Annotated in this window: 15 protein-coding genes; 4 read left to right on the forward strand and 11 right to left on the reverse strand. The window is 72.1% G+C overall.

Annotated elements, in window-relative coordinates; translation table 11 throughout:
- Positions 1-175 precede the first annotated feature (175 nt).
- Complete coding sequence (locus J2Z30_RS08275; protein ID WP_078956604.1) at positions 176-3103, forward strand: glycoside hydrolase family 3 C-terminal domain-containing protein; 2928 nt, start codon at positions 176-178, stop codon at positions 3101-3103.
- An 86-nt stretch (positions 3104-3189) separates the two neighbouring features.
- Here J2Z30_RS08275 and J2Z30_RS08280 read toward each other — a convergent pair whose 3' ends face one another.
- The 3 genes from J2Z30_RS08280 to J2Z30_RS08290 all read right to left on the reverse strand — a co-directional run bounded on the left by J2Z30_RS08280 (position 3190) and on the right by J2Z30_RS08290 (position 9097).
- Entirely contained in the window at positions 3190-4650 is a 1461-nt protein-coding gene (locus tag J2Z30_RS08280; protein ID WP_044569512.1) for an aldehyde dehydrogenase family protein, read from the reverse strand.
- Positions 4651-4873: 223 nt separating this feature from the next.
- Entirely contained in the window at positions 4874-6625 is a 1752-nt protein-coding gene (locus tag J2Z30_RS08285) for a PucR family transcriptional regulator (RefSeq protein WP_044569514.1), read from the reverse strand.
- 303 nt (positions 6626-6928) lie between these two features.
- The gene (locus J2Z30_RS08290) at positions 6929-9097 is read right to left on the reverse strand and encodes a type IV secretory system conjugative DNA transfer family protein (protein WP_044569515.1); all 2169 of its coding nucleotides are present in this window, start codon (positions 9095-9097) and stop codon (positions 6929-6931) included.
- Positions 9098-9347: 250 nt separating this feature from the next.
- Here J2Z30_RS08290 and gabT point away from each other — a divergent pair, with 250 nt between their 5' ends.
- The gene (gabT, locus tag J2Z30_RS08295; protein WP_044569516.1) at positions 9348-10697 is read left to right on the forward strand and encodes a 4-aminobutyrate--2-oxoglutarate transaminase; all 1350 of its coding nucleotides are present in this window, start codon (positions 9348-9350) and stop codon (positions 10695-10697) included.
- Between the two features lie 387 nt (positions 10698-11084).
- Entirely contained in the window at positions 11085-11768 is a 684-nt protein-coding gene (locus J2Z30_RS08300; RefSeq protein WP_308279849.1) for a phosphatase PAP2 family protein, read from the forward strand.
- 21 nt (positions 11769-11789) lie between these two features.
- On the opposite strand, the gene J2Z30_RS08305 is transcribed toward J2Z30_RS08300, so the two are convergent.
- From J2Z30_RS08305 to J2Z30_RS08335, 7 genes are all read right to left on the reverse strand, one after another.
- Positions 11790-13238 carry an NAD(P)/FAD-dependent oxidoreductase gene (locus J2Z30_RS08305; protein ID WP_245387765.1) on the reverse strand — a complete coding sequence of 483 codons (1449 nt, stop codon included), beginning with the start codon at positions 13236-13238 and terminating at the stop codon, positions 11790-11792.
- Positions 13239-13243: 5 nt separating this feature from the next.
- Positions 13244-14041 (reverse strand): ABC transporter permease, encoded by a 798-nt coding sequence (locus tag J2Z30_RS08310; RefSeq protein WP_037948688.1) that lies wholly within the window; start codon positions 14039-14041, stop codon positions 13244-13246.
- On the reverse strand, positions 14038-15093 hold the full coding sequence (locus J2Z30_RS08315; protein WP_245387766.1) for an ABC transporter permease: 1056 nt from the start codon (positions 15091-15093) through the stop codon (positions 14038-14040). The genes J2Z30_RS08310 and J2Z30_RS08315 overlap by 4 nt, the downstream gene beginning before the upstream one ends.
- Positions 15090-16241, reverse strand: a complete 1152-nt coding sequence (locus J2Z30_RS08320; RefSeq protein ID WP_044569519.1) for an ABC transporter ATP-binding protein — start codon at positions 16239-16241, stop codon at positions 15090-15092. Before J2Z30_RS08320 ends, J2Z30_RS08315 begins: the two co-directional genes overlap by 4 nt.
- A gap of 21 nt (positions 16242-16262) precedes the next feature.
- Positions 16263-17510, reverse strand: coding sequence for a polyamine ABC transporter substrate-binding protein (locus J2Z30_RS08325; RefSeq protein ID WP_044569520.1), 1248 nt, complete (start codon positions 17508-17510; stop codon positions 16263-16265).
- A gap of 67 nt (positions 17511-17577) precedes the next feature.
- A complete protein-coding gene (locus tag J2Z30_RS08330) occupies positions 17578-19098 on the reverse strand; it encodes a gamma-aminobutyraldehyde dehydrogenase (RefSeq protein ID WP_044569521.1) in 1521 nt (506 codons plus the stop codon).
- Between the two features lie 252 nt (positions 19099-19350).
- Positions 19351-19785, reverse strand: a complete 435-nt coding sequence (locus J2Z30_RS08335) for a DUF4190 domain-containing protein (protein WP_044569522.1) — start codon at positions 19783-19785, stop codon at positions 19351-19353.
- Positions 19786-19900: 115 nt separating this feature from the next.
- Between J2Z30_RS08335 and ybiA the strand changes: the two genes are divergently transcribed.
- The gene (gene ybiA / locus J2Z30_RS08340) at positions 19901-20557 is read left to right on the forward strand and encodes a riboflavin biosynthesis intermediates N-glycosidase (protein ID WP_044569523.1); all 657 of its coding nucleotides are present in this window, start codon (positions 19901-19903) and stop codon (positions 20555-20557) included.
- On the opposite strand, the gene J2Z30_RS08345 is transcribed toward ybiA, so the two are convergent.
- Positions 20497-21585 (reverse strand): DUF4190 domain-containing protein, encoded by a 1089-nt coding sequence (locus J2Z30_RS08345; protein WP_052701338.1) that lies wholly within the window; start codon positions 21583-21585, stop codon positions 20497-20499. The two genes, ybiA and J2Z30_RS08345, sit on opposite strands and share 61 nt — an antisense overlap.
- Between the last annotated feature and the right edge of the window lie 84 nt (positions 21586-21669).

Genomic DNA, 21669 nt, shown 5'->3' on the forward strand with positions numbered 1-21669 from the left:
AGTGGTGGCGCAGGGTGCCGATGGGTTGTGCTCCCGGGAAGCCTTGACAGGGTGGGCATGGTGCGCCCAGCATCGAAGCGCTTCGAATTGATGTCGAATCGATGTCGAATCGAGTCGATTCGCCGTCAGGGGCTATGGAAGTCGACGCACGAGCTGGGGAAGAGGGGCCGTATCCGTGAGCGATGACGGTGATCTGATCACCCGTCCGCCCTTTCGCCATCTGCCCTTTCGCGATCCACGGCTGCCGGTGCGTACCCGCGTCGAGGATCTGCTGGCCCGGCTCACGCCGGCTGAGCGGATCGCGATGCTCCACCAGTACGCGCCCGGAGTGGAGCGGCTCGGCCTCGCGCCCTTCCGCACCGGGCAGGAGGCGCTGCACGGCGTCGCCTGGATGGGCCCGGCGACCGTCTTCCCCCAGGCCGTCGGGCTCGGCGCGACCTGGAACCCGGAGCTGGTGCGGCGCGTCGGCGAGGCGGTCGGCCGTGAGGCGCGGGCCATGCGCGCACGCGATCCGCGGGTGGGCCTCAATGTGTGGTCGCCGACGGTGAATCCGCTGCGCGATCCGCGCTGGGGCCGCAACGAGGAGGGGTACGCCGAGGATCCGTACCTCACCTCGGCCCTGGCCACGGCCTACACCCGCGGGCTGCGCGGCGACCATCCGGATCGCTGGCGCACCGCGCCCGTCCTGAAGCACTGGCTGGCGCACAACAACGAGACCGACCGGGACACCACCTCCTCCTCGGTGCGGCCGCGGGTGCTGCACGAATACGATCTGGCGGCCTTCCGCGGGGCGGTGCGGGCGGGCGCGGTGGCCGGGGTGATGCCCGCGTACAACCTGGTCAACGGGCGGCCCAACCACGTCTCGCCGTATCTGCGCGAGCACTTGCGCACCTGGACCGACCAGGAGCTGGTGGTCTGCTCCGACGCGGGCGCGCCGTCCAATCTGGTCGACTCCGAGCACTACTTCGACACCCATGAGGAGGCCATCGCCGCGGCCCTGCGGGCCGGGGTGGACAGCTTCACCGACCACGACCAGAACCCGTCGAAGACGATCGCGCGGGTGCGGGGCGGGCTGGCGCGCGGACTGATCGACGTGTCCACGGTGGACACGGCGGTGCGGCGGCTGCTGGGGATGCGGTGTGCGCTGGGCGAGTTCGACGAGCCCGGCGGGCAGCCGGAAGAATCCGACGGTGCCTTCGACACGCCCGCCCATCGGGCGCTCGCCCTGGAGGCCGCCGAACAGGCCGTCGTCCTGCTCACCAACGACGGTCTGCTGCCGCTCTCCGAGAGCGCCGTCCGCACCCTCGCGGTCGTCGGTCCGCTCGCCGACGAGTGCAAGCTGGACTGGTACAGCGGCAGTCTGATCCGCCGCAGTTCGCCGCGCGAGGCGCTGGCCGAGCGGCTCGGCGCGGACCGGGTGGTGTTCGCGGACGGCCTGGACACCGTACGGCTGCGCACGGCGGCCGGTTGGGTGCGGGTGCCGGACACGGCGGCGGAGGACGAAGGTCCGGTGGAGGCATCGGGCTCGCTCAATCCGGCGCATACGGCGGGCCGTACCGATCTGCCGCCGCTGACCGTCGGCGACACCCCCACCGATCTGTCCCTGGCCGACTGGGGCGGCGGTGCGCTCACCCTGCGCGCGCCCTCCGGCCGCTGTCTGACCGTGGCCGAGGACGGCTTCGTCCGCGCGGCGGCGGAGCAGCCCGGGGGCTGGGTGGTCCAGGAGACGTTCACACTCGAAGCGCACCCCGACGGACACCTCCTCAGGCACCTGGGGACGGGTGGCTACGTCTGTGTCGCCGCGGGCGGCCTGAAGGTTGCCGAACGTGACGGCGGCGAGGAGGGGACCGGGACCGTCTTCCGGCTGGAGGTCGTCGAGCGCGGCGAGGACGCGGTGGCCCGCGCCGCCGGGCGGGCGGACGCCGTAGTGGTCGTGGCGGGCAACGACCCGCACATCGGCGGCCGGGAGACCGAGGACCGCACCACCCTCGCCCTGCCCGCCCAGCAGCAGCGGCTGTGGCGCGCGGCCCACGCCGCCAATCCGCGGACCGCGCTGGTGCTGACCTCGAGCTATCCGTACGCGGTCGCGGAGGCGGCCGATGCGCTGCCCGCGCTGCTGTGGACGGCGCACGGCGGCCAGGCGGCGGGCACGGCGCTGGCCCGGGTGCTGTTCGGGGACGTCTCACCGGCGGGGCGGCTGCCGCAGACGTGGTACGCCTCCGACCACGATCTGCCCGATCCGCTCGACTACGACATCATCGCCTCGCGCGCCACCTATCTGTACTTCGACGGCACCCCGCTCTTCCCCTTCGGGCACGGCCTGTCGTACACCGCCTTCGCCTACGGCGAGCTGTCGGTGCGGCGGGAGGCGGGGCTGGCCGTGGAGTGCGAGGTCACCAACTCCGGTCCGCGCGACGGCGACGAGGTCGTGCAGATCTACGCGAGCGCCCCGGGGTCGCGGGTCCCGCTGCCGCACCGCCGGCTCATCGCCCACCGCAGGGTGTGGCTGCGCCGGGGTGAGAGGGTGCGGCTGTTCTTCACCGTGCCGGTCGAGGACGCGCTGGGCTTCTGGGACGTGGCGCACGGCCGCTGGACCGTCGACCCGGGGACGTACGAGATCCACGCGGGCGCGTCCGGCGCGGACCTCCGCGCCACCGCGACCGTGACCGTCGAGGGCGCGCCGCCCGCACCGCGCCCGGTGCTGCGGCGCGGTCTGGAGGCCGCGGACTACGACGCGGCGGACGGGATCGTGCTGGTGGACCGCGCCAAGGTCCGCGGGGACGCGGTGGCCTGCCGAGACGGCGCGGTCGGCCGACTGCTCTTCCGCGCCTGCGACTTCGGCGCGGGGGCGGTGTCGATGATGGTCGAGGCCGCGTACGAGGTGACTGGGGCGGGGGACGTCGCGGTGGAGGGCGCGACGGTCGAGGCGCACCTCGCCGACGGCACCGCCCTGGCCACCGCCGCCGTCCCGCCCACCGGCGGCCGCTACGTCTACACCACGGTCCGCACCGCCCTGCCCGCGCCGCCGACCGGCGTCCAGGACCTGCACATCACGCTGCGCGGCGGCGGCCTGAGACTGGCCCGTCTCGGCTTCTCCGGCTGAGGGTCCGGAGTGGCCGGGACGGGTCAACCCCCTGCCTTCGTCATACGCCGGGCCCCGCGGCGGGGCGGGGCCCGGCGGTGGGTGGATCAGAGGTCGAGGCCGGTGAGGACCATGACCCGCTCGTAGGTGTAGTCCTCCATCGCGTACCGCACGCCCTCGCGGCCGACACCGGACCTCTTGGCGCCGCCGTAGGGCATCTGGTCGGCGCGGTACGAGGGCACATCGCCGATGATCACGCCGCCGACCTCCAGCGCGCGATGGGCGCGGAAGGCGGTCTGCACCTCGCGGGTGAAGACGCCCGCCTGCAGGCCGTACTTGGAGCCGTTGACGGCCGCGAACGCCTCGTCCTCGTCCGCCGCCTTGTGCAGGGTGAGCACCGGTCCGAAGATCTCCTCGCAGGAGAGGGTGACATCGGCGGGGACGTCCGCGAGCACGGTCGGGGCGTAGCTCGAGCCCTCGCGCTTGCCGCCGGTGAGCAGCTTCGCACCGGCCCGGACGGCCTCGTCCACCCAGGACTCGACGCGCTTGGCGGCGTCCTCGCTGATCAGCGGGCCGACATCGGTGGCGTCCTCGGTCGGGTCGCCGGTGGCCTGCGCCTCGACGGCCGCGACGATCTTGGGCACGAGCTCCTCGTAGACGGACGCGTCCGCGATCACCCGCTGCACGGAGATGCAGGACTGTCCGCCCTGGTAGTTGGAGAAGGTGCCAATGCGGGTGGCCGCCCAGTCGAGGTCGGCGTCGGCGGCGTAATCCGACAGCACGACCGCGGCGCCGTTGCCGCCGAGTTCCAGGGTGCAGTGCTTGAGCGGCACCGACTCCTTGATCGCGTAGCCGACCTTCTCCGAACCTGTGAAGGAGATGACCGGCAGCCGCTCGTCCTGGACCAGCGCGGGCATCCGGTCGTTGGGCACCGTAAGGACGCTCCAGGAGCCCGCCGGGAGCTCGGTCTCGGCCAGCAGCTCACCGAGGATCAGCGCGGACAGCGGGGTCGCGGGAGCCGGCTTGAGGATGATCGGCGTGCCGACGGCGATCGCCGGGGCGACCTTGTGGGCGCTGAGGTTCAGCGGGAAGTTGAACGGCGCGATGCCGAGGACGGTGCCGCGCGGGAAGCGACGGGTCAGCGCGAGCCGCCCGGTGCCACCGGCGTCGGTGTCCAGCCGCTGGGCGTCCCCGCTGTTGAACCGGCGGGCCTCCTCGGCCGCGAACCGGAAGACGGACACGGCGCGGCCCACCTCACCGCGCGCCCACTTGATCGGCTTGCCGTTCTCGTCCGAGATCAGCCGGGCGATCTCCTCGCCGCGCTCGGCGAGACGGCGCGACACATGGTCCAGCGCGGCGGCCCGGACGTGCGCGGGGGTCGCGGCGAACTCCTCACGCACCGCGTCGGCCGCGGCGACGGCCTCCTCGATCTGCGCATCGGTGGGAACGCTCACCACGCCGACGCGGCGGCCGTCCCAGGGCGAGGTGACCTCGAGCGTGCTCTCGCCCGTCGCCTTACGGCCGGCGAGCCAGAACGCGTGGGTGACAGCTTCGTGTGTGTCTGGCACAGCGGATCCCGACCCTTCTGAAGTGGTGTCTCTCCTCCCACCGTAGGCGCGCCGCGCCCGCTCGGCGTTTGTCCGAGGCGTAGCAGTCGGGCGCGCGGGCGCTACGCAATGGCGTGCCGGAATGCGGAGGGATCGGGACGAGGGGGTCGCGGCGGTGACCGGGGTGGGGCGGCTGGGGCGGTGATCGGGAAGAGTCGGCCGACTCGGGGCGGAGGCGCGCGGTTCAGGTCGAGGTGCCGGGGGCCGTGGCCTTGAGGGCCAGCCAGAGCTCCATGCGGACGTCCGGGTCGTCCAGGGAGCGGCCCAGGATCTCCTCGACGCGACGCATCCGGTAGCGCAGGGTGTGCCGGTGGACGCCGAGGTCGGCGGCGGCCGCGTCCCACTGGCCGTGCCGGGAGAGCCAGGCGCGCAGCGAGGCGACCAGGTCGCCCCGGCCGGTGGCGTCGTGCTCGTGCAGGGCGCGCAGCATGCCGTCGGCGAACGCCCTGACGGCGTCGTCGGCAAGCAGGGGCAGTACCGAACCCGCCGCCATCCGCTCGTGCTCGACCAGCATCCGGCCGCGGCGGCGCGCAACCGACAGCGCCTGCTCCGCCTGGCGGTAGGCGGCCGCGGCGGCGATGGGGCCCGCGGGGGCGGACAGCCCGATGACGAGCTCGTCGCCGCGGAGCGCGGCGACCGCGGCGCGGTCGCGGGGGCGGGCCTTCGTACCCCGGCGCGCCTCGACGGCCTGGGCGTGCTCGGCGCAGGCCGCGACCGCCGCCCCGCCGTCGGGGGCCAGCACGATGAGCCGCTCGCCGTCGGGCACGACCAGCACCGACTCGCCGATACGGGCCGCGGCCGCCTCCATGGTGTCGATGAGCGTGCCGAGGGGGTCGGCCGCCTCGGCTTCGCCCGCGGCCGTGGTGGTGGCATCTGTGGGGATTTCCGCTGGGGCGCCGTCCGCGCCGGAGGGCGCCGCGTGGGCCTGCTGGGCCGTGCCACCGGACGGCACCTCGGCGACCAGCATCCGGAACGGCGCGTCGAGCAGCCCGCCGTACAGCCGCCCGGCGACCGCCCGCGCATGGTCGGGCTCGCCCGCGAGCAGCATCCGCAGCACGGCGGCGCCGAGCCGCTGCTCGGCCTCCTGGAGGGCGCGGGAACGCTCAGTGGTCAGGGTCAGCAGCGCGACCGCGGAATGCACGGCGTAGCGCTCCGCGGTGCCCAGCGGCGCGCCCGTGCCGACCGCGAGCACCCCACGCGTACGGCGCCCGGTACCCAGCGACTGGAGCTCCACCCGGTCGGCGACGGCCGTGTCCTCGGCCGGTTCCGCGCCCGTGGCCCCGGCCGGTCCGCGGCCCCCGCCGACCACGATGCTCGCGGGTCCGGGGCGGGAGCGCAGCCGCTCGACGTCGGCGGTGAGCCGGGCGGCGCGACGAGCGGCCCAGTCGGGGGCGGCGGCGACCACGGCGCCGGAGACGTCGTAGAGCGCGGCCCAGCCGTCGACATGGGCGGCGAGCCGGGCGAGCAGCGCGGCGGGCCCCTCGGCGCCGATGGCGGCGCGGGTCAGCTCGCGCTGCGCCTCGAACCCGGCCGTCACGGCCCGGTACTGGTCCGCGGCTATCGCCGCGGAGACGGCCTTGCTGATCGCGATGAACGGGGTGCGGCGTGGCACGCCGAGCAGCGGCAGCCCCTCCTCCTTGGCCGCCGTGGCGAGCGCGGGCGGCACCTCGGCGTAGTTGACGCCGAGCGCGAACCCGAGCCCCACCACACCCGCGCCCACCAGCCGCCGCACATAGCGGCTCATCTCCTCCGGGTCATCGGCCTCGATCTGCATAGCGGTGATCAGGAGCAGCTCGCCGCCGTCCATATAGGGCACGGGGTCGGCCAGCTCGCTGACATGCGCCCAGCGCACGGGGGTCTCCAGCCGGTCCTCGCCCGCGAGGACGGACAGCTTGAGGCCGGGGTGGCGGACGAGTGAGGCGAGCGTGGGAGGCATGGCACCTTCGAAGCGAATGCGACGACTTGCGACGACTTCACCGTCCCGTATGAACGGCTACTGCCGATTCTGCCTCAATGGAGGAAAACGCGGAATTGACGGCCTGATTTCGCCACGGGTATGGCCGTGACGGCGCGGTTCCGGTTGCTCCGGCCACCGGAGCGGGGCAACCGGGGGCAACCATGACGACCAGGGCGACCGGGACAACCATGACGACCGGGGCGACAGGGCGACCAGGCCGACCAGGCCGACCAGGGCAGAGCAACGGATGACGGCATGAGGACCGACCGGAACGGCCGCCGGTCACCCGCGCAGATCCACCAGCACCGGGGGCCCGCCCTCGCCCCTTACGGAGGTCACCGACAGCACCGCATGCCCCGGGGGGACCGCATGGGCCAGCTCCGAGGCGGACCAGCGCTCGCGCTCCACCGTCCGTACGGTCACCGACTGCGTGGTCACCGCCTTGCCGGTGGCGACCTTACGGATGAAGTGCAGCACCTTGGTGAGCGGCTCCTCGGCGATGATCTGCCGGTCGGTGACATCCCGGGTCTCGACCCACTCCGTCCCCCACACCTCGGCGAACCGCGCACCGTCCCAGGTCGTCACCCCGGCACAGGCCATCCGGCAGCCGACCGCGCCGAGCAGCGCGCTGCGCAACGACTCGGGCACGTCGTCGAGGGTGCGGAGGGTGAGCACGGCGCCCGCGTGGGCGGAGCGGAGCCGCTGGATGCCGCGCAGGGCCTCGGGCGTGACGGTGTGCGAGGCGTCGTCCAGGACGAGGCAGGCGAACAGCGAACGGTCGACCCGGCCCACGGCGCACTCGGTGAACTGCGCCAGGACCAGCCGCGCGAGCATCCGCGACGCCTCCGCGTGGCCGCGCTCGGGCAGATCGATACGGACCCGGAGGGGGTGTTCGAGGGCGCGGAGCGAGAACGGGCGGCGGTCGCCCGTGGTGTCGAAGAAATCGGCGAACGCGGGCCGGTCCAACAGCGCGATCCGGTCCGCGAGCAGCGCGCCCACGTCCCCGGGCGCACCCGACTGCCGGACCCGCGCCTCCAGCTCACGGGCCTGCGCCCGCTCCCCCGCCTCATCCAGCACCTCACGCAGCGCGTTGACGGCCGCCTTGGAACCGTCCAGCAGCTCCCGCAGATCCGGGACGGACGGGAAGCGGCCGTGGGCGGCACGGTAAGGGCCGAGCAGCTGGGCCAGCGCGGTGGCGGCTCGCCGGCTGTCCCCGCCGGGCAGCGAGGCCGCCATGTCGCCGATCAGGGCCTCGGCGAGGATGCCCGCGGCCTCGTCGGGGTCGGTGGTGCCGCCGTAGAGATCGAGGTCATAGCCGGAGTCGGGCCGTCCGATCTTCACGACGACGTCGAACGCCTCATCCGCCCCCAGCCCGGCCCCCGCCGCCCCGACCGCCACAACCGCGACCCGCCCGGCGAGCGCCTGCAGACACAGCGACTCCACGACGGGCCGCACCACCCGCCCCGTCTTCCCCGAACCGGGCGGCCCGACGGCCAGCAGCGAGGTGCCGAGCACCTCGGGATCGAGGGCGAGCCCGACGCCGCGGTGCTGGTAAGGATTGCGGGAATCCTCAGCAGCGGTGCCGAGGCGGACCTGATGGGCGAGGAGATCATGCCGCGCCGTCCGGACGGGCAGATCCCGCGCACCGGACGGATGGCCGTACGAGGCTGCGCCATGACGCAGCACGGTGTCGGTGAACGAGGCGAGCGAATTCCTCCCCGCCCGCACGGACTGCCAGGCGCGCTCGATCCGGGCGTGGTCGACGTCATTCATCGCCCCCGCCCGCGCGTCCGCCGCCAGCCGATCAGCCGCACTGTGCCCCCCTGCGGCCCGCAAATGCGGCCACTCCACCGGATCCCCCTCCGGCCGCCCCGCGGCAGCCGCCTCAGGAGCGGGCTCATCCCAGGCCCGCCGGAAGAGGGGCGCGACGTAGCGACGCCAGACCTCGGGCCAGTGGCCGACGCGACCGAAGATCACGGCGAGGACCCCTGCGAAGATGACTTGGTAGATGCGCCAAGCCCATACGAACGCCATCTTGTTGTCGCCCTCGACCCAGGACTCCGGGGTCAGCAAGTACAGCGGCCAGAGATAGAAGCTGCCGAAGTACTCGTAATAGATCAGTGACCAGACCAGCCAGCCGCACAAGGCCGAGATCAGGGCCCCGCTGAGCAGCCGCTGCCCCGGAATCCGATCCGGCTCCTCCGGAGCCTTCGGCTTGTGTTCGTACGTCCACACCCCCGGCGCCGCCTCGGACCGCGGAGCGCGCAGCCAGGCGACGAAGGACGGGCGGGCCGCGGGCGCGGGGGCCGGAGGGGCACCTGGGGCCGCCGGGGGTGCGGTCGGCGGCATCGGCGGCGGGGCGGCGGGAAAGGAAGGCGGGGATTGCGGGGGTGGGGGTGGGGGCGGGTTGTGGCGTGTGCTGCGTGGATCGAACGTGCCCTCGGTGTCCATGTGCTGCCCCTTGCCCCCTGACCGGCTGTTCCTCGGCTTTCGCGCCATCGCTCAATCTAGTGTTCCCGCGCGGGGAGTTCAGCGACCCGGGCGGGCCCGTCTCACTCGCGGGATCCGTAAGGCCGTCGTCGGGCTATGGCCGTCGCGGACAAGGAAACACGCGCAGTGCTCCCGAACGGAACATGCCTCATCCCTCGCCACGCCCATAGCCTGCGACTAAAGCCCCCTGTTCTTTCCCCTGGAGCCCGTCATGACCGAACTGTCCGGAGGCCCGGCCCTCCCCCAGGAGCGTCGCGTCGTCACCGCCATTCCCGGCCCGAAGTCGCAGGAGCTGCTCGCCCGTAAGAACGCGGCGGTCGCCGACGGGGTGGGGAGTGTGCTGCCGGTCTTCACCGTGCGCGCGGGCGGCGGTGTGATCGAGGACGTGGACGGCAACTCGCTGATCGACTTCGGTTCCGGTATCGCCGTGACCTCCGTCGGCTCCTCCGCTGAGGCCGTCGTGCGCCGGGCGTCGGCGCAGCTGGCGGACTTCACGCACACCTGTTTCATGGTCACCCCGTACGAGGGCTATGTGGAGGTTTGCGAGGAGCTGGCCCGGCTCACGCCCGGCGACCACGCCAAGAAGTCGGCGCTGTTCAACTCGGGCGCCGAGGCGGTGGAGAACGCGGTGAAGATCGCCCGTTCGTACACCGGGCGCCAGGCGGTCGTCGTCTTCGACCACGGCTACCACGGCCGGACCAACCTCACCATGGCGCTCACCGCCAAGAACATGCCGTACAAGCACGGCTTCGGCCCCTTCGCGCCGGAGGTGTACCGTGTTCCGCTCGCCTACCCCTACCGCTGGCTGACCGGCCCGGAGAACTGTGCCGAGGAGGCCGCGGCCCAGGCCATCGACATGATCAGCAAGCAGATCGGGGCCGAGAACGTGGCCGCGATCATCATCGAGCCGGTCCTCGGCGAGGGCGGCTTCATCGAGCCCGCCAAGGGCTTCCTGCCCAGGGTCGCGGAGTTCGCCAAGTCCAACGGCATCGTCTTCGTGGCGGACGAGATCCAGTCCGGCTTCTGCCGCACCGGCCAGTGGTTCGCCTGTGAGGACGAGGGCATCGTCCCGGACCTGATCACCACCGCCAAGGGCATCGCGGGCGGTCTGCCGCTGGCGGCCGTCACCGGCCGCGCGGAGATCATGGACGCGGCGCACTCCGGCGGTCTCGGCGGCACCTACGGCGGAAACCCGGTGGCGTGCGCGGCGGCGCTCGGCGCGATCGAGACGATGCGCGAGCTGGACCTCAACGCCAGGGCCAAGCGCATCGAGGAGGTCATGAAGGGCCGCCTCGCCGCGATCCGGGAGAAGTACGACATCATCGGCGACCTCCGCGGCCGTGGCGCCATGATCGCCATCGAACTCGTGAAGTCCGGCACGAAGGACCCCAACCCCGAGGCCACGGCCGCCGTCGCCAAGGCGTGCCACTCGGCCGGGCTGCTGGTGCTGACGTGCGGCACCTACGGCAATGTGCTGCGTTTCCTGCCGCCGCTGGTGATCGGCGAGGACCTTCTGAACGAGGGTCTCGACATCCTCGAGGGCGCCTTCGCCGAGCTGTGACTGTGAGTGATCGATGGGTGGCGTGAAGAAGATGTGCGGGGCCGATGACAGGTGGGTGATCGGTCTGTCGGGCGGGGCTTCGCTGCCGTACGGTCATTGCAGATGAGAGAAACACCCCGCTCGCAGGGGACTGCGGGCGATGCCGAGCCGGTGCTTCCCCAGCCCCGACCCGGCTGTGCCCTCGCGCACACCACTGGAGCCTCCGGCTCCGGATCTCCTCACCGATCGGACGGCCGCCCGCCCCAAACCCCCCGGGGCGCGCGGCACACCGATCGCCACGGCGGCCCCGGAACCACCCCCCCTGTTCCGGGGCCGCCGACTGTTCACTCCCCTTCCGCGCCACGGGCGCCCTTTCCCGCGCTCCTCACGCCCCTCGCACTGATCGCGTTGCTCGCGCTGTGCACCTGGCAGATCGCCGCCCACGGCCCCCTGCGCACCTACGACGAACGGTTCGGCCGTGCGATCGCCGGCTCAGTGCTCCCCTCCCAAATCGCCGAGTTCCTCGCCGACCTCGGCAACACGGCGGTGGCGGTCCCCGTCCTCGCCCCCGCCCTCGGCTGGGCGGCGTGGTGCGCCCGGCGCGCGGGAGCGCCGCGCTGGTGGCTGCCGCCGCTGGCCACCGCGGTGGCGATGGCGGCGGTTCCGGCGCTGGTGGTTCCGTTCAAGGCGCTGATCGACCGCCCCGGCCCGCCCGGGGCACTGGCGGACGAGACCGGATTCTTTCCCTCCGGCCATGCCGCGACGGCCGCCGTCGCCTACGGCGCGGCGGCGCTGCTCCTCCACCCCCTCCTGCGCCCGCGGCTGCGGCGGCCCCTCCTGGTGGCCGTCGCCGTGCTGAACCTCGCCGTGGCAGCCGGGCTGGTCCGGCGCGGCTACCACTGGCCGCTGGACACCGTCGCGAGCTGGTGTCTGTCCGGTCTACTGCTGTGGACGGTGCTCAGGGTCAGCCGATTGAGCCACAACGGCCAGTCCAGCCCCGGCGGCCAGTCCAGCCCCGGCGGCCAGGGGAAAGCGGCATCCGGCCCCCACAGGCCGCGGCCGCCCCAGACCGCGCCGAGCGGCCCGGAGTGACCACGGCGCGGGGCTCCGCGCTCAGCTGTCGAACCCCAGCCCCACCTTGTCCATCGCCTTCAGCCACAGATTGCGGCGCCCACCGTTCTCATCGGCCCGGGTCATGGACCACTGGGTGATGCCGATCCCCGCCCACCGCACCGGCTCCGGCGGGAAGGGCAGGGGCTTGCTGCGGACCATCTCCAGGCGGGTGCGCTCGGTGCGCTCACCGGCGAGCAGATCGAGCATCACCTCGGCACCGAACCGGGTCGCCCCGACGCCCAGGCCCGTATAGCCGAGGGCGTACGCCACCCTCCCCCCGTGCGCGCTGCCGAAGAAGGCGGAGAAGCGCGAGCAGGTGTCGATGGCGCCGCCCCAGGCGTGGCTGAAGCGCACGCCCTCCAGCTGCGGGAAGCAGCGGAAGAAGTGCTGGGCGAGGGTGCGGTAGGTGGCGGGGTGGTGGTCGTATTCGGCGCGCACCCGGCCGCCGTAGCGGTAGACGATGTCGTAGCCGCCCCACAGGACGCGCTGGTCGGCGGTGAGCCGGAAGTAGTGGAAGTGGTTGGCGGTGTCGCTGAGTCCCTGCCTGCCCCGCCAGCCGATCGCGTCGAGCTGCTCCTGGTTAAGCGGCTCGGTCATCAGCGCGTGATCGTAGACCGGGGTGATGTACGGGCGAACGCGGCGCACCAGCGAGGGGAAGGCATTGGTGGCGAGCGCCACCTGGCGGGCGCGCACCCGGCCGAAGGGCGTGCGGACGGCCATCGCCGCCCCGGCGCTCGCCAGCCGTTCGGCCGGGGTGTGTTCATAGATCCGTACGCCCAGCTCGGCGCAGGCCCGCGCCAGGCCCCAGGCGAGCTTGGCGGGGTGCAGCATGGCCACGCCGCGGCGGTCCCACAGCCCGGCCAGGAAGGTGGGCGAGTCGACCTCGGCGCGCACCGCGTCGCGGTCGAGGAACTCCTGCTCGCCGACGCCGAGTTCGGCCGCCAGCTGGGCGGCCTCGCACAACTCCGCCACCTGGTACGGCTCGGTGGCCACATCGATCTCGCCGGTGCGCTCGAAGTCGCAGTCGATGCCGTAGCGCTCGACGGCGGACTCGATGGCGTCGAGGTTGCGGTGGCCGAGCCGTTCGAGTTCGGCCAGCTCAGCGGGCCAGCGGGCGGCGCCGTTGCCGAGGCCGTGGGTGAGGGAGGCGGCGCAGAAGCCGCCGTTGCGCCCGGAGGCGGCCCAGCCGATCTCCTGGCCCTCGACCAGGACCACCTCGCGGGCGGGGTCGCGCTCCTTGGCGATCAGGGCGGTCCACAGTCCGCTGTAGCCGCCGCCGACCACGAGCAGATCGCACCGCTCCTCCCCGACGAGGGCGGGGCGGGGGCCGGGCCTGCCGGGGTCGTCCAGCCAGTACGGCCGGTACGCGGCCCCGGCCAGGGCCTTCCAAGCGGACGGGGTGGGGGCACCTTCGCCCCCGGACGAGCGGGTCATGGCGTCCGTGGCCATGGTTCTCAGCTCCTCTTGCGGCGGGCGCCGGCCAGTTGGCCGACGAGAACGCACAACACCGCGACCGCGAACATCGCCGTTCCGATCACATTGATCTGCACGGGCGTGCCGCGCTGTGCGGATCCCCAGACGAACATGGGGAAGGTCACGGTCGAGCCGGCGTTGAAGTTGGTGATGATGAAGTCGTCGAAGGAGAGCGCGAAGGACAGCAGCGCGCCCGCGGCGATCCCGGGCGCGGCGATCGGCAGGGTGACGCGCAGGAAGGTCTGCGCCGGGGAGGCGTAGAGGTCCTGGGCGGCCTGCTCCAGCCGGGGGTCCATGGACATCACCCGCGCCTTGACGGCCGTCACCACGAAGCTCAGGCAGAACATGATGTGGGCGATGAGGATCGTCCAGAAGCCGAAGTCCACGCCCATGTTGAGGAAGAGGGTGGCCAGCGAGGCGGCCATGACGACCTCGGGCATCGCCATCGGCAGGAAGATCAGGCTGTTGACCGCGGGGCGGGCCCGGAAGCGGTAGCGGGCCAGTGCGAAGGAGATCATCGTGCCGAGGACGGTCGCGCCGATCGTCGCCCATACCGCGATCTTCAGGCTGAGCGAGAGCGAGCCGCACAGGTCGGCGACGCCGCACGGATCGGTCCAGGCGTCGGTGGAGAACCGCTGCCATTCGTAGTTGAACCGGCCGTTGGGCTTGTTGAAGGAGAAGACCAGGACGACGACGTTGGGCAGAATCAGATACGCGAGGGTGCCGAGCCCCGCGATGACCACCAGGTTCCGCCGTATCCAGCGCGTCAGGGCCGTCACACCAGGTCCTCCGTCCCGGACTTGCGGATGTAGACGGTGACCATCGTGAGGATGGCCGCCATGAGGATGAAGGACAGCGCCGCCGCCGTCGGGTAGTCCAGCACCCGCAGGAACTGCGACTGGATGACGTTGCCGATCATCTTCTGGTCGGTGGAGCCCAGCAGTTCGGCGTTGATGTAGTCGCCCGCGGCGGGGATGAAGGTGAGCAGCGTGCCCGCGACGACGCCCGGCATGGACAGCGGGAAGGTCACCTTCCGGAAGATGGTGATGGGGCGCGCGTAGAGGTCCCCCGCGGCCTCGTGCAGCCGGGGGTCGATGCGCTCCAGGGAGGTGTAGAGCGGAAGGATCATGAAGGGCAGGAAGTTGTACGTCAGCCCGCAGACCACCGCGAGCGGGGTGGCCAGCACCCGCTGCCCCTCGGTGATCCCCAGATAGCTGGTGACGTCCAGGATGTGCAGCGAGTTGAGCGCGCCCACCACGGGGCCGCTGTCGGCCAGGATCGTCTTCCAGGCGAGGGTGCGGATCAGGAAGCTGGTGAAGAACGGCGCGATGACCAGGATCATCACCAGATGGCGCCAGCGGCCCGCCCGGAAGGCGATGAGGTACGCGAGCGGATAGCCGAGCAGCAGGCACAGCACGGTGGCGGTGGCGGCGTAGAGCACCGAGCGCAGGAAGTGCGGGTAGTACTCGGTGAGCGCGTCCCAGTAGGTCTGGAAGTGCCAGGTGACCTTGAAGCCCTCTTCGAGGGAGCCGGTCTGCACGGAGGTCGACGCCTGGTAGATCAGCGGTGCGGCGAAGAAGATCAGCAGCCAGAGGATGCCGGGGAGCAGCAGCCAGTAGGGCACCAGCCGCTTGCGGACGGCGGGCTTGAGAAGGGGTGGCTTCTGCACGGGCCCGGCGTCCGGCGCGGCTTCGGGAGTGGCCGTAGCCAACCCCCCTACCCGCTCAGTCCCGGCACGCTCCGACGCGCGGGCTTCCCTCGTCACTGCTCGCTCCTTCGTCGCTGCGCGGCTCCTCAGTCCAGCCCGCGCAGCGCGCCGGGACACGCTCATGGGGCCTCCTCGTCCAGCTCCGTACCGGCGTCGATGTCCTGGGCCGCGTCGAGGCCGAAGGTGTGGGCGGGGTTCCAGTGCAGGACGACCTCGGCACCGGGGACGAGCCGGGCGTCGCGCTCGATGTTCTGCTCGTAGACGGTGATCTCGGGGCAGTCCGGGGTGGTGATGAGGTACTGGGTGGAGACGCCGATGAAGCTGGAGTCGACGATCCGCCCGGTGATCCGGTTGCGCCCCTCGGGGACGGTCCCGGCGTCCTCGGAATGGGCCAGGGTGATCTTCTCGGGACGCACCCCCACCAGCACTTTCCCACCCGTGCGGACGGGGGCGCTACATCGGTCGGCGGGCAGGGCGAGCTTGCCGCCGGCGGCGGTGAGGACGAGGTCGCCGCCGCTCTTGTCGGTGATCTCGGCCTCGATGAGATTGGAGGTGCCGAGGAAGTTGGCGACGAAGGTGGTGCCGGGGTTCTCGTAGAGGTCGGCGGGGGCGCCGCGCTGCTCGACCCGGCCGCCGTTCATCACCGCGACCGTGTCGGCCATGGTCATGGCCTCCTCCTGGTCGTGGGTGACATGGACGAAGGTGATCCCGACCTCGGTCTGGATGCGCTTGAGCTCCAGCTGCATCTGACGGCGCAGCTTGAGGTCCAGCGCGCCCAGCGGCTCGTCGAGCAGCAGCACCCTGGGGTGGTTGATCAGGGCTCGGGCGACGGCGACGCGCTGCTGCTGGCCGCCGGAGAGCTGCTGCGGTTTGCGGCGGGCGAAGTCACCGAGCTGGACCAGCTCCAGCATCTCCTCGACCTGCTTCTTCACCGATTTGACGCCACGCCGGCGCAGTCCGAAGGCGACGTTCTCGAAGATGTCGAGGTGCGGGAAGAGGGCGTAGCTCTGGAAGACCGTGTTGACGGGCCGCTTGTGGGGCGGGAGGACGGTGATGTCCTCGCCGGCCAGCGCGACGGTCCCGGTGGTGGGGTCCTCCAGGCCCGCGATCATGCGCAGGGTGGTGGTCTTGCCGCAGCCGGAGGCGCCGAGCAGGGCGAAGAAGGAGCCGGCGGGTATCTGCAGATCGAGCGGGTGGACGGCGGTGAAGGACCCGTAGGTCTTGCTGATCCGGTCGAGCCGGACGTCGCCGCCGGAGGTGGGCTGGGTCATGGCGGTGCGCTTCCTCGCTTGTCAGGCGCCGGTGAGCTTGGCGAACTTGTCCTCGAATGCCGCTTCTTCCTTGCTGGAGAGCGAGCGGAAGGAGTGGGACTTGGCGGCCATCTCCTCGTCCGGGAGGATCAGCGGATTGTCCGCCAGCGCCTTGTCGATCTTCGCGAGCTCCTCGCGCACCCCGTCGACCGGGCAGACGTAGTTGATGTAGGCGGCGATCTTCGCGGCGACCTTGGGCTCGTAGAAGTAGTCGATGAGCCGTTCAGCGTTCCTCTTGTGGCGCGCCTTGTTGGGGACCAGGAGGTTGTCGGTGGCCGTCATATAGCCGGCGTCGGGGATCGCGAACTCGATCTCGGGGTTGTCCGACTGGAGCTGGATCAGGTCCCCGGCCCAGGCCATACAGGCGGCGATGTCGCCCTTGGTGAGGTCGCCGGTGTAGTCGTTGCCGGTGAAGCGGCGGACCTGGCCCCGGTCGGACGCCTTCTGGAGGCGGGCGATCGCGGCGTCGTAGTCGTCGGCGGTGACCGTCTCGGGGTTCTTGCCCATGTCCAGGAGGGTCAGCCCGACGGTGTCGCGCATCTCGGTCAGCAGCCCGACGCGGCCCTTGAGCTTGGGGTCCTCCAGCAACTGCGAGACCGAGGTGACCTTACGGCCGCCGGTGGCCTTCTTGTTGTACGCGATGACGGCGGGGATACCGGTCCACGGGTAGGAGTGGGCGCGGCCCGGGTCCCAGTCCGGGGTGCGAAAAGGTTTCCCCAGGTTGGTGTAGGCATGGGGCAGTTGGGCGGGGTCCAGCGGCTGTATCCAGCCGAGCCGGATCATCCGGGCGGCCAGCCAGTCGGTGACGCAGATGAGGTCGCGGCCGGTGTCCTGGCCCGCCGCGAGCTGCGGCTTGATCTTGCCGAAGAACTCGACGTTGTCGTTGATGTCCTCGGTGTACTTGACCTTGATGCCGGTACGGCGCTGGAACGCGTCCAGGGTCGGATGGCGGCCGCCCTTGCCGACGTCCATGTACTCGGTCCAGTTGGAGAAGGCGAGCCGCTTCTCCTCGGCCGAGTGGTCATCTGAGGCGTTGTCCACCTCGGTGCGCCCCGCGGGCGGGATACCGCAGCCACCGAGCGCCCCGAGCCCGCCGACGGCGACCGCCCCGGCGCCTCCCGCACGCAGCAGGGAGCGGCGGGTGAGCGCCATACGGCCGCTGGTCATGGAGCGCCGCATCGCGGCGATCTGTGGTGGGGACAGGCTCTCGGGCTCGTGCCGTGCTTCCATAAGCTGTGCCTTTCGAGGGTGTCGGCCGGTGGCGGCCGGCCGAGGCCACGCGGAGGTGGCCGCACATTCAGGTCTGTCGGTCCCCGAAGACCGTGCGGTGCCAGTCCTTGCGGACCACCGCGGTGTTATCGGACATCACATGCTTGACCTGCGTGTACTCCTCGAAGGAGTACGCCGACATGTCCTTGCCGAAGCCGGATGCCCGCACCCCGCCGTGCGGCATCTCGCTGATGATCGGGATGTGGTCGTTGATCCAGACGCAGCCGGCCCGGATCTCGCGGGAGGCGCGGCCCGTACGGTAGACATCGCGGCTCCAGGCGGAGGCGGCGAGGCCGTAAGGGGTGTCGTTGGCGAGCGCGATGCCCTCGTCGTCGCTGTCGAAGGGGAGGACGACCAGGACCGGGCCGAAGATCTCGGACTGGACGACCTCGCTGTCCTGGGGCGCGCCGGTGATGAGCGTGGGCCGGTAGTAGGCGCCCTTGGCGAGGTCGCCGCCCGGGGCCTCGCCGCCGGTGACGACGGTGGCGTAGCCGCGGGCCCGCTCCACGAAGCCCGCCACGCGGTCGCGCTGGGCATGGGAGATCAGCGGGCCGAGGTCGGTGTGCGGATCGAAGGGATCGCCGAGCCTTACGGTCGCCATGAGATCGGCGACGGCGGCGACGAACGCGTCGTACAGCGGGCGCTGCACATAGGCCCGGGTGGCCGCGGTGCAGTCCTGTCCGGTGTTGATCAGCGCGCCCGCGATGGCGCCGTGGGCGGCGGCCGCCAGGTCCGCGTCGTCGAAGACGACGAAGGGCGCCTTGCCGCCGAGTTCGAGATGGATCCGCTTGACGGTGGCCGTGGCGAGTTCCGCGACCCGCTTGCCGACCGCCGTGGAGCCGGTGAAGGAGGTCATCGCCACGCCGGGGTGGGAGACCAGGCGCTCGCCCGCCTCGCGGCCGGTGCCGCTCACCACGTTGACGACGCCGTCCGGGAGGCCCGCCTCCGTGGCCGCCTGGGCGAACATCAGCGAGGTCAGGGGCGTCAGTTCGGCGGGCTTCAGCACGATGGTGTTGCCCGCGGCGATGGCCGGAAGGACCTTCCACGCCGCCATCTGGAGGGGGTAGTTCCAGGGGGCGATGGAGCCGATGACACCAATGGGCTCGCGGCGGATGTACGAGGTGTGGTCGCCGCTGTACTCGCCGGCGGCCTTGCCCTCCAGGTGGCGGGCGGCGCCCGCGAAGAAGGCGGTGTTGTCGATGGAGCCGGGCACATCGAACTCGGCGCTGAGCTTGATGGGCTTGCCGCACTGCAGCGACTCGGCGTGGGCGAGGTCGTCCGCCCGCTCGGTGAGCGCCGCGGCGAAGCGGTGCATCGCGTCGGACCGCTCGCCGGGGGTGGCGCCCGCCCACTCGGGGAAGGCGGTCTCGGCGGCGGCCACGGCGGCGTCGACATCGGCCGTACCGGCGAGCCGGTAGCTGAACACCTGCTCGCCGGTGGCCGGGTCGACGACCGCGTGCGTGCCCTCGGAGCCACCCTCGCGCAGACGGCCCGCGATGTACTGGGCACCGTCGGCGAATCGCTCCGTCACGTCGAACCGCTGATCCATCGCGCTCTCCTCCGCCGATCCGCCCATAGGGGCACGGCGTAGCTACAACCGGAATTGATGGCCGATCCTGACAGAGGAGCAGCGCTTCAACAAGGGATTCCGTTGTTGCTTTTTGGTTTCGCGACGGATTCAGTGATCAGAGTGGGTCCGGCATCACCGTTTCCGAGCCGGACCCCGGTCCGGACCGACGGATTGAGCAGCCGGTCCGGACGGCCGGTCCGGGCGCCTTCCAACGGCCGGTCCGGGCGCCTTCTAGAAGACGGAGTCGATGGCGGCGTCCAGCGCGGCGAGGTAGATCGCCGGGAGCACCATGCCGATGATGCCGCAGACCAGACCGGCGGTGGCCGAGCCCCCGTTGTTCGCCTCGCCGCGGCCGGCCTTCCCCTTGCCGATGGCGCCGAAGATGATCGCCAGGATGCCGAGGATGACCGCGAAGACCCACAGGAAGTAGGTGATCCCGCAGACCAGACCGACGATGCCGCAGACCAGCGCGGCCGTGCCCATGCCGTTGCTCAGCTGCATCGGCATCCCGGCCGCCCCCGGGTAGAGGGGCGGCGCGGCGGGGTAGCCGGCCCCGGGGTACTGCGGCTGCTGGACCGGGGGCTGCGCCGGCGGCGGGGGCGCGGCGTAGGGATTGGCCTGTGGGTCGTACGGCCCCTGCTCCGGGCCGGGTGTGTTGCTGGACATCGTCGGTCTCCCCTCCTGGATAACGTCCGGCAATGTTATGGGCAGTACTCATGCCTGGACAGCACAATTGCGCAGGTCGGCGGGGCTGTCAGTGGCGGGTGCGAGAATCCTGGGCATGAAGACGAACGGGGTGGGGGATTCGGTTTCGGCGGAGGGGAGTCCCCCGGTTTCGGCGGACGGGGGCCCTCGGTCGGTCGAGGAGCTGGTCGAGCGGGCGGCGCGCGGTGACCGCCTGAAGTACGTCTGGTTCTGGGGGCATCGGCCCAGGCCGGACGGAAGCGTGGGTTCGGGGTGCTTCAGCCAGTGGTGGCCGTCGCCGTTCACCGTGGACGGGGTCACCTACACGACGGCCGAGCACTGGATGATGGCGGGCAAGGCGCGGCTGTTCGGCGACGCGGAGGCCGAGCGCTCGGCGCTCGACGCCTCCCACCCCAAACAGGCCAAGGACGCGGGCCGCGCGGTGCGCGGCTTCGACGAGGAGACCTGGCGGCGCCATCGCTTCGGGCTCGTGGTCGAGGGCAGTGTGCACAAGTTCGGCCACCACCCCGAGCTGCGCGGCTATCTGCTGGGCACCGGGTCGCGGGTGCTGGTGGAGGCCAGCCCGGTGGACCGGGTGTGGGGCATCGGGCTGGCGGCGGACGACGAGCGGGCGGCGGACCCGGCCCGCTGGCGCGGGCTCAATCTGCTGGGGTTCGCGCTGATGGAGGCGCGTCAGCGGCTGATATCGGCGAGCGGGGGCGGGAGCACCGCCGGGGCCGAGACGCTGGCATAGCCCGGGTCGTCATCGCTGCCCGAGCCGTCGTCCTCGGTGGCTATGTAGACGAAGATCATGACGACGCTCGCCACCACGGCGATCACCCCGAGGATCACCCCGGCCAGCGCCGAGCCGCCGTTGGTCGCCTCACCGCCGGCCGCCCTGGAGCGGCCGAGCACCCCGAAGACGATCGCGAGCACACCGAGGACGATGCCGAGCACGATGCTCGCGAAGAGCACCAGGCCGATGATGCCGAGGACCAGGGCGGCCGTGCCATGGCCGTTGTTCGGCACATACGGCGCGCCCGGCCAGCCCTGACCGTACGCCCCTCCGGGGTAGGCGCCGCCGGCGTAGCCGGAGCCGGGGTAACCCGTGCCGGAGTGGGCGGTGCCGGGGTAGCCCGTGGCGGGGTAGGAGGCGCCCGGGTAGCCGTAGCCGGGATGGCCCTGGCCCTGCGCACCGCCGTACGGGGACTGCTCGTACGGCGCCTGCTGCCCGTACCCGGGCTGGGCGTATCCGTTCGGCTGGGCGTACCCGCTCTGGCCGTACCCGCTCGGCTCGGTGTAGGCGCTCTGGCCGTACCCGCTCGGCGCGTAGCCCGCGGGACCGTACGGCCCGGCCGCATAGGCGCTGGGCGTACCCGGGCCGGTCGGCGCGGGCGGCGGTGGGGGCACCGCGCCCGACGGGGTCACCGGGCCCCGTGGCCACGCGGCGCTCGGCGGGGGCGGCGGAGGGGGCGGGGGCGTCGGGCCCGGGGCGGGATATGAGGTGAGGGTCGGCTGCTCGGCCACCCTGGGCCGAGGAGCGGGGGCCGCCGGGGGCCGGGGTGCGGGTATGTCCTGCTCGCCCACGCGCACCGCGTTGTCCGCCACGCCCGCGTCGGCCGCGCCGCTGTCCGCCGCACCCGTCTCCCCAGCGACCTTGTCCATCGCGACCCGCCGCGCCGGTGGAGCCCAGGGGTCGCGGTCGAGCGGCTCGGGCTGCCTCGGCAGTCCGGGTCGCCGCTGCTCATCCTGCGGCTCGGACGGGTCGTGCTGGTCGGCCATGGAGCTCCCCACAAAGACGTCCGCCCATGCTACGGCCTGTGGCGAGCCCGTCGGCGCCACACAATACGATGACCGGAACCCGCC

The sequence above is a fragment of the Streptomyces iranensis genome (assembly GCF_017874715.1).
Lineage (GTDB): Bacteria > Actinomycetota > Actinomycetes > Streptomycetales > Streptomycetaceae > Streptomyces > Streptomyces iranensis.